Below are 11771 nucleotides of genomic sequence, written 5' to 3' on the forward strand. Positions count from 1 at the left end.
ATGTGCAGTGTATGATCTAAGCTGGCAGCACAAAACTACTATCCGGGAAATTTCAATGTTGAGATGTAGCTGTTGGCAGATAGTTGACGTTAGCGACAGATATCAGACGGTAACATTCATAGTCAGGACTCGCATAGTTTTCGACTCACAGATAATCAGGGAATATTATTATAGATCACATCCAGTATCCTTGTCAACTCAGTATAATCATTTTCAGTCAAGCCTGCCCATCCGGTTTTCCGCATTTCCAGTACCAGGGGCCTTACGTCCTTATATTTTTCCGAACCTTTGGCGGTCAGCTGGAGAAATACCTTTCGACGGTCTTGCGGGGAGCCTTCCCGGACCACCAGTTCTTTTTTTACGAGCAGTTCAATAATGCGGGAAACGGTGGTAATGTCCTTTGAGGTCACTCTGGCAAGCTCATTGTGGGTGATTTTCTTGTGCTTATAGAGATTTTCTATCAGTAACCACTGGTCTACAGTGATATCTTTTTTGTGGGCGTCAAAGGTTTTTTGCCAGTAATTCCGTATCCGTTTTAAGGTAGCGTCCAACTTAAAAAAAGACGGATTGCTTACAAAAGTATCAGTCATATTTGTTAATTTGCAGTAGCAATAGTTGCTTTAGCAACTAAAAAAGAGTCACACACCAAAACAATTCTTACGTGTTTAAAGATAGTATAAGTGTTCCAACTTTTAAAGCTGCTGTTCCCGGTAAGGAGCGGTCTTCCGGCAAACAGGTTACACTTCTGAAGGCTTACCGTTTCATGTGTCAGGCTGCTGAGATGGCGGCCATCTATGAAGCGAACCGCAATATCTGCAAATATGTACATTCTACTTCCCGCGGTCATGAGGCCATCCAGATTGCAGCCGGCCTGCAGTTAAGTCCCTGGGATTATGCCAGTCCCTATTACAGGGATGACAGCATGCTGCTGGCAATGGGTTTTACACCGTATGAACTGATGCTGCAACTATTGGCAAAGCGGGATGACCCCGCTTCTGGTGGGCGTTCTTATTACAGTCACCCCAGCAGCCTGGATCCGGAAAAGCCTTGCATCCCCCATCAGAGCAGTGCCACGGGTATGCAGGTGATCCCAGCCACGGGCATGGCACAAGGCATTCGCTACCTGGAAAAGATAGGGGCTGCCGCTTTAAGAACAGGACCGAAAGGAGAAGCACCGGTAGTGCTTTGTTCCCTGGGCGATGGCAGTGTAACGGAAGGAGAAGTGAGTGAGGCCTGGCAGAGTGCTGTATTATGGGAATTGCCCATTATTTACCTCGTACAGGACAATGAATGGGGCATTTCAGCCAGTGCAGCTGAAACACGGGTAATGGATGCCTATGAATATGCAGCTGGTTTTAAAGGCATGGAACGCATGCGTGTGGATGGCAGCAATTTCGAGGAGTGCTTTCATGCAATGGGCGCTGCGATTGGTTATGTACGACAGGAGCGGAAGCCGATCCTGGTACATGCCTGTGTTCCCTTGTTAGGGCACCATACCTCGGGCGTAAGGAAAGAATGGTATCGTACGGAAGCCGATTTGGCATTACATGCGGCAAAGGATCCTAAACCATTGCTGAGGCAGCGGCTGCTGGAGATTGGTGTACAGGAGAAGGATCTGTTGGCAATAGAGTCAGACACCCCAAAATATATCAGTCTCGAATTCGACCGGGCAAAAGAAGCCTCGGATCCTGCTGTTGATACAGTGGCCGATCATGTCTTTGCTCCGGCAGCAGTTACCGCTGAAAAAGGTAACAGGTTCCCTTCCAACGGTAATAAGGTCATGATGGTGGATGCTGCGCTGCACGCGGTAGAGGAGATCCTTCAACAATTCCCGGAAGCTATCTTTTTTGGTCAGGACGTAGGCCGAAGGCTCGGAGGCGTATTCCGGGAAGCAGCCACACTGGCGGAAAAGTTTGGCGATGACAGGGTGTACAACACTGCCATCCAGGAAGCCTATATCGTTGGTTCGACCGCCGGCCTTTCCGCTGTGGGCGTCAAGCCTATAGTCGAGATCCAGTTTGCTGACTACATTTATCCCGGCTTTAACCAGCTGGTGACCGAGATCTCCAAATCCTGTTACCTGAGCAATGGGAAGTTCCCCGTGCAGACACTCATACGTGTCCCAATCGGCGCATATGGTGGTGGCGGACCTTACCATTCCGGTAGCGTGGAATCCACCCTGCTCACCGTCAAAGGCATCAAAGTAGTGTATCCTTCCAATGCCGCTGATATGAAAGGCTTGATGAAGGCGGCTTTTCTTGATCCCAATCCGGTAGTCATGCTGGAACACAAAGGGCTGTACTGGAGTAAAGTGCCAGGTACACAGGGCGCTATCACCGTAGAGCCGGATGCAGACTACGTATTACCGCTGGGTAAAGGCAGGATCGTACAACAGGCCCACCCCCGCGATCTGAAAAAAGGGGATACACTTTGCGTTATCACTTATGGTATGGGCGTATACTGGGCACAGGCAGCAGCAGCCAATTTCCCTGGCCAGGTGGAGATCATTGACCTGCGATCCTTATTCCCGCTGGATGAAGATCTGGTCTTTTCTACCGTTAAAAAACATGGCAAGGCACTCATCTTAACAGAAGAGCAGCTGAACAATTCTTTTGCCGAGGCATTGGCCGGACGGATTCAACGCCGCTGTTTCAAATCATTGGACGCACCAGTGTTCGCACTCGGAGCCATTGATCTGCCGGCAGTACCGATCAATACCATACTGGAAAATGCGATGTTGCCGAACCCTGAAAAGGTAGCTGCAACAATGAAGGAATTGTTAGCTTATTAAATATTATAAACTTTTTAAGGGTAGCTCTTGGCTTTTAGGAAATTCCCTATTATCTTTGCACTCCCGTTTTGGACAAGTGAGACGGTTGAAATATGGCGAGGTAGCTCAGGCGGTTAGAGCGCAGGATTCATAACCCTGAGGTCAAGGGTTCAACTCCCTTTCTCGCTACAGAAATTGAAAAGGCTTTCAGGCAGACGCTTGAAAGCCTTTTTGTTTTCTAACTTACAATTTGAAAAATATTTAGAAGAAAACCATTTTTGCAACTGGAGATAATAATAAAATAACTAAAACAAGAGAGAGAAGTAAAGCCAATTAGCAATTGTGGAATAGTCCGTATTCTTTCTTTTGACTTGGGGACAATACTCTTGATTTGCAGAGTTTGATTTTTATTTCATCGAAGTGTTCTTGGCTTAAATGTTCTAAATGGCAGCCTGGATCTTTAAGAAGAATATTATAAATATCTTGTTTGGGTCTTATAATAAGCTGAGAACAATTCACGAAACTGTCCCATTCTAGACTTGTGTAATCAGCACAGAGTATTTTATAGTGCTCATCTTTTAATTTAGGAGAATGAAATATTCGTTCATTTATTTCTGAATTAATATGTACCAACCCGATCGAAAGGCCATCGTATTTAATCCCTGCGAATACAAATCTCTTTTCTTTTTTTGCGATTAAACAGTCAAATTTTAGAATGGCACCTGGTTTTAGATTCAAATCCGCCAATTCTTTTCGTTGTTCTTCGGTAAAGATTTTACCTATGCTACTAGTGCCCATCAAAGGCGCAATTTTGATTTTCAGAACTGGTTTTAATGTATTCAATCATTGCTTCATCTGCCCCAAACGCTTTTGCAATTTCAACGTAGGGTATGATAGAATTTTTTCCACAGTTCTTTATAGCCCAATCGTAAGCAGAATCATGCGACTTACTTTTTAGTTTACCGAAATTTAATCCACCGTTTTCGGCGATGGATTCGTCCAAACACTCAATGTCACTTTCTGACAAACAATCAAGATTAGGAGCCCGTTCAGCTGTGACAATATTGTCTTCGTTCTGAAAGTTGTTTGAATCTATAGTGTTGAACTTTACACTATCATAGGATGAAGAAGGCACGGGACCGTGGTTCATGGCCACCATCTTGTCACCAGTAATTGGCCTACCATATTCAACCAAATGTTTGCTCTCCGCGAAATACAGAATTTTTAAAAGACTGTACATGTCAAGAGAGCCGCCTACTTTTTGTATAATGTACAAAAGAGCAGCAATAGATTTTTCTTTATCAAGATTAAAGTCAGACATATAATACAAATTTACTAAAAAATTTAGTAATTCTAAATAAATATACACTATAATAGTGAATAATGATTGTCGAAAATTTGACTATCAATTCCGGGTATAATAATGCAAGAAACGATCAATAAGACAATAGCATAATCGCTTTGCGTTCCATTTATATAGATGTCATTTTTGACATATCATAAAAATGATAAAGAGGCTGATTGTCAATCGATTGCCTGACAAAAAGCAGACTTGTCGGTATTTTCTTATCACGGGGCTCAAATTTGATTAGATGTTTAGGATACCTACTTACCAAGTATTGTAGGCGCTCATTAACCGGAGCTAACGTCCGATTGGGGTTATCAATTTTGGGATCTTTCAGATGACTATACGCATTTAGATCATGCACAAATCGGTTAAACAATAGTACCTTTCCCGCTACGATGGTAAAAAGGCTTTCGGGCAGACGCTTGAAAACCTTTTTAGCTTAGCATAATTACAATTTCAACAATGGCAAGAATTCTGAACGTTTTTTTTCTTCTTTTCTCATCCGCGGCAATCTTAACTTCATTTGTATTCATAGTTAAAGGTGCCAAGCCATGTGGTAGTGATGGATGTCTGATTCGAATCTATCTTATATTGGAAGTACTGATATTTTTAGTCTCCGCACGCGTTTTTTATGTTTCACTTCGAAATGAAAGAATAAGGTATAAGAAGAAATCTGGATCAAGTTGAAAACCTGAGAAATTTTTTGTGATCGAGCATAAATTTTGAACGTCTGAATAAGGAAATTTCTATTTCCCTTACCCTCACATCGCACTCACGAACCGAATGGCTTCATCATTCGGCATTCAACACCTTAATGATAAGAGCTCCCAGGTACGTAGCGTCCTTTCTTCCAGGTCTGGAATAGTATCCGGTCGGCTTCGGACTAGCATACTGAATGGATACCAGGATGATACTAAAAGGTCATTTAAAGGGTATCTATATATCCTTAGATATTGAGGTGATATTTACATATACTTTTGATGTTATTATGCATAGTTATCCGTATATTAGTTGTATATAATCAGTAAGCTTGTAGTTTATAACCTCAAAAAACCTTTTTATGGCCATTGTTAAAGACAATATCCTCCTGCAGCTTATACGGGGAACCCTCGGCAAACGATTCACGATTTACGAACGGAATGGGCAGATCATTATGGCGACGAAACGCGGCCCTTCAAAGAAAAAGCCCACACAAAAACAGTTAGCAGCAAGGGATAAGATGACCATTGCTTCCGCACGTGCGCAGCAGGCGCTGGCCGATCCGGAAGTGAAAGCTTACTATGCGTCCCTGGCAGGGCCAGGGCAAAACGCCTACAATATGGCAGTCAGGGATGCCTACCGCAGTCCGGAGATCCAAAATATCCAGGTAAAAGACGAGGAGGTGGTAGTGACTGCCAAAAATGAGTTCCGTGTAGCAGAAGTGGAAGTAAAGGTGGTAGACGCTGATGGTGTTGTTACAGAGAGCGGGCAGGCATCTTTGGCTTGGAACGGGGTAGACTGGCATTATAAAGCCAGGGCGCTGCCTGTGGGTGGTAGAGTCATTGTGATAGCGGTCAATCTACCGGAGGTGCAAACGGTGAAGGAATTGTTGCTGACATAACATTGTCTTCACCTACTTACGAATGACTTCCCGGTAGGGGAGGGGGCCGGCATGTCTGGAATATGCTCCAATTTGCCAGCCGGTGTGAATTATTTTTGACAGGTGTTGTTCCCTCATGAAAAGTGGGCAGGCGTAGCTTTGCCCCTAGGTTTCAACTTGATCCTAATTGCAATGCAGCATCTTTTGTGGACTCATGATGAAGAGGAAAAAAGGCCATCCAGGTTATCTATCCACTGATACGCTTGCACGCTAAAGGTTCGTAAGGTCTCCGGAGGATAGGTGATTATTTTCTTTTATCTCTTTGGCTATCCATATATTTCGCTTTTTGTGCTGTGTCGTTTTGCCGGCTTAAATTGTTAAACCGGTAATTCTATTGGAGACAATAGCCAGGATGTACCATCTTCGAATTGTTTAACATGCCATATCGTAACGCCAAGTGTAAATGCTGCTATTTGTCTACCTTCCAACATAAAGGGGGGAATCCACATTAGCTCTATTCTCCCATCCCCAGCCCAACCTGCATCTAAGAACATTTCCCTTGCTATAGCAGTGTATTCTTCCGCGTTTTTCAGTCACTCTTCCGGATCAATGGTGAAATTCAGGTTATCTATCCACTCATACGCTTCGACTCTAAAGCTTCTTAAGGCCTCCGGAGGATAGGTGATTATTTTACTTTTATCTCTTTGTGTATTCATATATTTTACCTGTTTTTCCCCTTGTTTGACAGTTTTCATGTAGGGCGAAATCAATAATTTTTAAAGATAGCAAATCTGACGGCAACCGATGAGACATACACCTGTTTGAAGTTTTCATTACGAAGGCATTTTTTATTTATATTCGCTTACACTGCGTAGGCAGCTGATATACATTAACTCCGAAAGATATAGGCTTTGTCACAACAGTATGTATCATTCATCGACCGGGTAGTACTTGGCTTTGCTCTGACAATATAATGAATGACTCATTATATTCTCTATATATAGATCTGCAAAGTTGATATGCGAAGGTGGATGTTGCGAGTTTACCAATCAAACTTAAATATTCTCAAATGAACGAACTTCTTGACGACCTTCTTCAAAGATGGGAGCAGGCATTCAATGATATACACTTAATTGACCATTATAAGAACCAGGTCAATACGATCAAATACGCAGACGGTAGTCGATACGACATTTCAAAATTCGATCGGGCATCATTTCCAAGTGGTGGCTCAATGATAGACGATAGCTCTGGGCTGGAACATGCCGAAAAGTATAAATATGGATTCGATGAAACAGGCTTGCCCTGTTACGTATGTTTTGGGCATGTGTATAACAAAGTAAATTGGGAGGGATTTTATACATATACCGACAATGAGGTGAAATATCTGGAGTTCTGTCTTAACACGGGTGTACCGTCTGAATTTACCCGAATAGTTTTTCAGGATGGTAGGAAAGTGTTGCTGCAACGTTTGGTTGTGAATGGCCGAGGCAGCGGATACCCGCATCTGTCACCTCAGGAAAGAGTAGATACATTGAAGAATGATGAATCTTCTTTTTTTATTACAGTGATCAGCTTCAAATATGAGGCGAATAGAATTAGCAGGTCTTCCAGTATTCATATTACACCGGGTTTAGGAAAGTATACAACCTATGATGAATATACCTATGGTGAATCCGAAGTTCTGGATAGCATCAGAACCTTTTTTGAAAACGGAAGTAGTCAATTGAGTTATTACAGGAATGAAGCGAATCTTGATTCAACAACGCTTATAAATAAACTGGCATCTGCTATGGCTGATGCGATAGTTGAAGTTCTGATACATCAAAATATACAGTCACCGATTGCTTTTCTCGAGCTATACTATCATCTGGGAGATAATTATCGCCCACTTTTGTCATGGCAATCTGCTCAGGATATTGAAGATAAAATGCAGCGTGGTGATATCCCTTTTATCAATGATAAATATGGAGGTCCGAAGGTAGATATAACTTCTTTCGAAGATCTTTTTGCCTTGCTTGAACAAATGATGCAGGAAAATGATGATATGCAGCTTGGTAGTGTGATGCTACGTAAGGCCTGCACTATTTTAACTGAGAGTAAACTTTTCGGTAAAATACCGGTCAGCGAAGATTTCGCTGCGTATGCCATCGACTGGTCTATCGAGGGACATAGCGATGAAGAGCTTGAGGAAATCCTGTTGGAATGTGGGGTGAAACAAGATGTGATTACCTTATGGCGGCAAAAGGGAATGTTTATCTAACTACTACCCGTTCCGGCAAATTTAACTGAGCCATTTTCCAATAACCCAAAATGTCTAATCCTGGTTCGTGTGCTAACGCAATTGCTGTCTATAATTTGGTTCGGCACCTTGCCCTGGAAACTGAGCTGTCAAGTTTTCCCCCCGGTCATTCTTTCCTCCCCGCAACACCGTGACATTTATCACCTAAACTTTTTATCAAATGTCCTTGTACCATGGTGCCAAGGTGTCCCAACTTTGAACCGTAAAAAATCAAGGAACAAAATGAGACTAAAAGACAAAGTAGCCGTGGTAACCGGCGGTAACAGCGGAATCGGTCTGGGTATTGCCGAGGCTTTAAGGAACGAAGGCGCAAAGGGAACTATCACAGGCAGGAATCAGAAGACAATTGACACTTCCGTGCAAAGCCTGGGCGGGAATTTCGTCGGAATAAAAGGGGATGTGACCAAAATGGATGATCTCGAAAATATCTTCAAAACGACATTCGAAAAGTTTGGCAAGATAGATACCGTCGTGGTGAATGCCGGAGGGGTTGTTGATGGCGCTAAAATGGGAACGGTGCTTGAGACAGGAGAGGAAAACTATGATCAGTACATGGCCCTGAACCTGAAAAGCACCTATTTTACAGTGCAGAAAGCACTCCCATATATGAACGATGGCGGCTCAATTGTACTTATCGGTTCCATTGCCGGACATCGTGTAGCTCCGGGAATGGCCGTGTATGCTGCAGCTAAGGCTGCTGTGATATCGCTCGCTAAGGGACTTTCCCTGGATTTATTGTCCAGAAAGATCAGGGTGAACGTAATCTCGCCCGGGACGATCGATACTCCGGTATTTGACAAGTTTGTGCCCGAAGAGCAGGTTGACCAGGTCAAACAACTTTGGGTGAATTTAATCCCGACCGGAAGAATTGGTCAACCGTCTGATATAGGACATGCCGCCGTATTCCTGGCGTCTGATGAATCGTCATTCATTCTGGGAACGGAGATCCTTGTAGACGGTGGTGCGACAAATATCAGCCTGATGAAATAGCTGGAACACAAGCAGATCAAAGTATGCCCGTAGTGCCCCTGCGGGCTTTTTTTACAATTCCATGTCTTCCTGAGAGCAACCCTGTTGGCGGATTTTGCATAGTTTTGTTGAAAGCTGTGAAATTATGTTTGAGTCATTAGCCGTTTATTTGAGAGAAGGGGCGGGGCTGCGTGATGAAGAACTGGACCTTGTAAGGCAAGTCTCAATTGAAAGAAAACTACGCAAGCGTCAATACCTGCTCCAGGAGGGAGATGTTTCTATTTACAATTGTTTTGTTGTCAAAGGATGCCTTCGCCTGTATCGTATTGGTAAGGACGGCGCGGAGCATATCTTAAACTTCGCGGTTGAAAATTGGTGGATCAGTGATTGCGAGAGCTTCAGTACAGGCCTTCCTGCGCAAGGCACTATCGATGCGCTGGAAGACAGCGAAGTAATACTGATAAAAAAAGATGATTATGAAGCCTTAATACGAAAAATTCCAAAGTTTCAGCTGTTTAAGGAAAGACAGGATGCCAAAAAATTTAACGCCACTCAAAGGCGAATACTCAGCAATATCAGCGAAACTGCTGAAGAGCGATATGTAAATTTTGTGAAGTTGTATCCTGAGTTATACAGCAGGGTGCCATTGCACATGGTCGCTTCGTTCCTTGGTGTTACCCGTGAAACGCTCAGCCGGGTCAGACAGCAGTACGCAAAATCTTAATACGACCTATTTCAGTCCCTGCAGTATATCACCAGCCTGAATGCCATCATAAATACCGGGTAAACACTATGAGGAAACGTACTTGTGTCCTTGTCCATATTCTTATGTGGCTTTTTTTATCATTAGTTTATTTTTTTCTGTCAGAGTCTCTCGTCGCTTACATATTCCCGGGAATACACAATGTAGGGATATGGTTAACCTTATTGGCGGTAGGGCTTACCTTAGTTTTTATAGTAACAGTAATTTCACTGATTGTGTGCCTGAGAATAATAAGGAAAAGGCAACGCCTACAATCATATCGTTAATGTTAGGTGATGATGTTCTTTAAATCAAAGATGTTCCCGGACGGAATCGCCCTGCCAATGATTGAAAATACAGATGCTGTATCAAAAAAAGTATGATACAGCATCTGTATTTTCGGATACCAGATAGATCAAGATCATCATTTAAGTAATTCCCAGGACTTCGTTTATTTTGATCCATCCTTGGGGTTTACAATATACCGAGAGTTAGTATTTTACGATCTTTTGAAAGAGTTACTTATTTTTCGCTGCTATGTCGCTAATACTTTCTATTAAAGCAACTAAGCAATCAGCACCTTCACTTCCAGGAACCCTTCCAACCCAAGCGTACCGTTTTCCCGTCCAATACCTGAATGTTTGAATCCGCCGAATGGAGCTAGGGGATCATGCTTCAATGTGTTGATCAGTACCCTGCCTGCTTTGAGCTTAGCTGCCAGCTTTTCTGCACGACTGCCATCTTTGGAACTGATATAGGCCATTAATCCATAATCGGTATCGTTGGCAATAGCAATAGCCTCTTCTTCATCACGATAAGGAATAATACTCAGCACCGGGCCGAATATCTCTTCTCTGGCAATACGCATGTTATTGTTGACGCCCATGAAAATTGTAGGCTTCACGTAATAACCATCATTGAGGCCTTCAGGACGCCCTGGCCCACCCCATATAACTTCGGCGCCTTCTTCTATGCCGATGTTGATATATTGTTGTATACGGTCATATTGTTTCTGGCTGGCAACCGGTCCGACATTAACGTCATCATTATATGGTCTCCCTACCTTAAAATGCGCTGCTGCTTTTATCAATGCAGCTTTCACTTCTTCCGTTTTAGCTTCAGGTATCAATAGACGTGAACCGGCAATACATGCCTGTCCGTTGTTCATAAAGCCCGCCTGTAAGGCTAAGGGAATGGCTGTGGAAATATCCGCATCCTCTAAAATAATGTTAGCAGATTTACCGCTTAATTCCAGCGTCGTTCTTTTCATAGTGGCAATTGATTGCTGTGCGATTATTTTTCCCACCTGTGTAGAACCTGTAAAAGCGATCTTCGTAACCGCCGGACTTGCCATTAACGCCTTGCTGATAACGTCTCCCCGTCCATTGACCATATTCACCACACCTGCCGGTAAACCTGCTGCGTCAATGCATTCCATGATGATCTGTGCCTGCCAGGGACTAAACTCACTCGGTTTGATAATCACAGTACAACCTGCAGCCAGCGCTGGCGCAAGCTTCACGGCAATGGATCCTGAACTGGAATTCCAGGGCGTAAACAGGGCAGCAACTCCCACGGGCTCCATCACAATCTTCGATTCATTGACCTTCTTCTCAAATGGATATTGCTCCAGGATGGATATATGGCTTGAGAAAGTAGTGGCTGCAAGCATGTTTGACCACTTAGCCCGCTCTTTTGTAGCGCCATATTCTATAATGGTAGCCTCAATGAGATCATCCATTCTCTTCATGATCTGGTCATGGATGTTTTGAAGATAAGTGCTTCGTTCTTTTATTGTGCTTTGTGCATAGTGTTTCAACGCTTCACTGGCGGCGGCAATAGCATCATCTGTATCACTTTCATTTGCATAGGTGAGCTGTGCTATGGTTGAGCCGTCCACCGGGCTGATGATGTCTGCTTTCTCTGTTCCCCTTGGGCTTATAAACTTTCCGTTGATGTAAATACGATCTATGTTTTTCATTGTTCTTTTTTTAGCAAAATTACAGTGGGCTTAGACACTGACATTTGCTATAAAGTCCAATTTGCTTTGTTTTGACGGTC

General features: G+C 43.3%; 10 protein-coding genes and 1 tRNA gene. 6 read left to right on the top strand and 5 right to left on the bottom strand.

Annotation, left to right across the window (positions count from 1 at the left end):
* Positions 1-155: 155 nt before the first annotated feature.
* Entirely contained in the window at positions 156-590 is a 435-nt protein-coding gene (locus tag MYF79_RS07715; protein ID WP_247813294.1) for a MarR family winged helix-turn-helix transcriptional regulator, read from the bottom strand.
* A gap of 71 nt (positions 591-661) precedes the next feature.
* On the opposite strand from MYF79_RS07715, the gene MYF79_RS07720 reads away from it, so the two are divergent.
* Positions 662-2791 (top strand): thiamine pyrophosphate-dependent enzyme, encoded by a 2130-nt coding sequence (locus MYF79_RS07720; RefSeq protein ID WP_247813295.1) that lies wholly within the window; start codon positions 662-664, stop codon positions 2789-2791.
* A gap of 94 nt (positions 2792-2885) precedes the next feature.
* Positions 2886-2959, top strand: a tRNA-Met gene (locus MYF79_RS07725).
* A 144-nt stretch (positions 2960-3103) separates the two neighbouring features.
* Here MYF79_RS07725 and MYF79_RS07730 read toward each other — a convergent pair.
* Both MYF79_RS07730 and MYF79_RS07735 read right to left on the bottom strand, forming a co-directional pair.
* Positions 3104-3568: a hypothetical protein gene (locus MYF79_RS07730; protein WP_247813296.1), complete on the bottom strand. Its 465-nt coding sequence runs from the start codon at positions 3566-3568 to the stop codon at positions 3104-3106.
* Positions 3558-4091 carry a Panacea domain-containing protein gene (locus MYF79_RS07735; protein WP_247813297.1) on the bottom strand — a complete coding sequence of 178 codons (534 nt, stop codon included), beginning with the start codon at positions 4089-4091 and terminating at the stop codon, positions 3558-3560. Before MYF79_RS07735 ends, MYF79_RS07730 begins: the two co-directional genes overlap by 11 nt.
* A 1087-nt stretch (positions 4092-5178) precedes the next feature.
* On the opposite strand from MYF79_RS07735, the gene MYF79_RS07740 reads away from it, so the two are divergent.
* Entirely contained in the window at positions 5179-5718 is a 540-nt protein-coding gene (locus MYF79_RS07740; RefSeq protein WP_247813298.1) for a hypothetical protein, read from the top strand.
* 572 nt (positions 5719-6290) lie between these two features.
* Here MYF79_RS07740 and MYF79_RS32405 read toward each other — a convergent pair.
* Positions 6291-6413, bottom strand: a complete 123-nt coding sequence (locus MYF79_RS32405; RefSeq protein ID WP_262922384.1) for a hypothetical protein — start codon at positions 6411-6413, stop codon at positions 6291-6293.
* A gap of 353 nt (positions 6414-6766) precedes the next feature.
* On the opposite strand from MYF79_RS32405, the gene MYF79_RS07745 reads away from it, so the two are divergent.
* The 3 genes from MYF79_RS07745 to MYF79_RS07755 all read left to right on the top strand — a co-directional run bounded on the left by MYF79_RS07745 (position 6767) and on the right by MYF79_RS07755 (position 9692).
* Positions 6767-7960: a hypothetical protein gene (locus tag MYF79_RS07745; RefSeq protein ID WP_247813299.1), complete on the top strand. Its 1194-nt coding sequence runs from the start codon at positions 6767-6769 to the stop codon at positions 7958-7960.
* 261 nt (positions 7961-8221) lie between these two features.
* Positions 8222-8989 carry an SDR family NAD(P)-dependent oxidoreductase gene (locus MYF79_RS07750; protein ID WP_247813300.1) on the top strand — a complete coding sequence of 256 codons (768 nt, stop codon included), beginning with the start codon at positions 8222-8224 and terminating at the stop codon, positions 8987-8989.
* 94 nt (positions 8990-9083) lie between these two features.
* Entirely contained in the window at positions 9084-9692 is a 609-nt protein-coding gene (locus MYF79_RS07755; protein WP_247813301.1) for a Crp/Fnr family transcriptional regulator, read from the top strand.
* Positions 9693-10275: 583 nt separating this feature from the next.
* Here MYF79_RS07755 and MYF79_RS07760 read toward each other — a convergent pair.
* Positions 10276-11691, bottom strand: a complete 1416-nt coding sequence (locus MYF79_RS07760) for an aldehyde dehydrogenase family protein (RefSeq protein ID WP_247813302.1) — start codon at positions 11689-11691, stop codon at positions 10276-10278.
* Positions 11692-11771 lie beyond the last annotated feature (80 nt).

Source organism: Chitinophaga filiformis (assembly GCF_023100805.1).
GTDB classification, from domain to species: domain Bacteria; phylum Bacteroidota; class Bacteroidia; order Chitinophagales; family Chitinophagaceae; genus Chitinophaga; species Chitinophaga filiformis_B.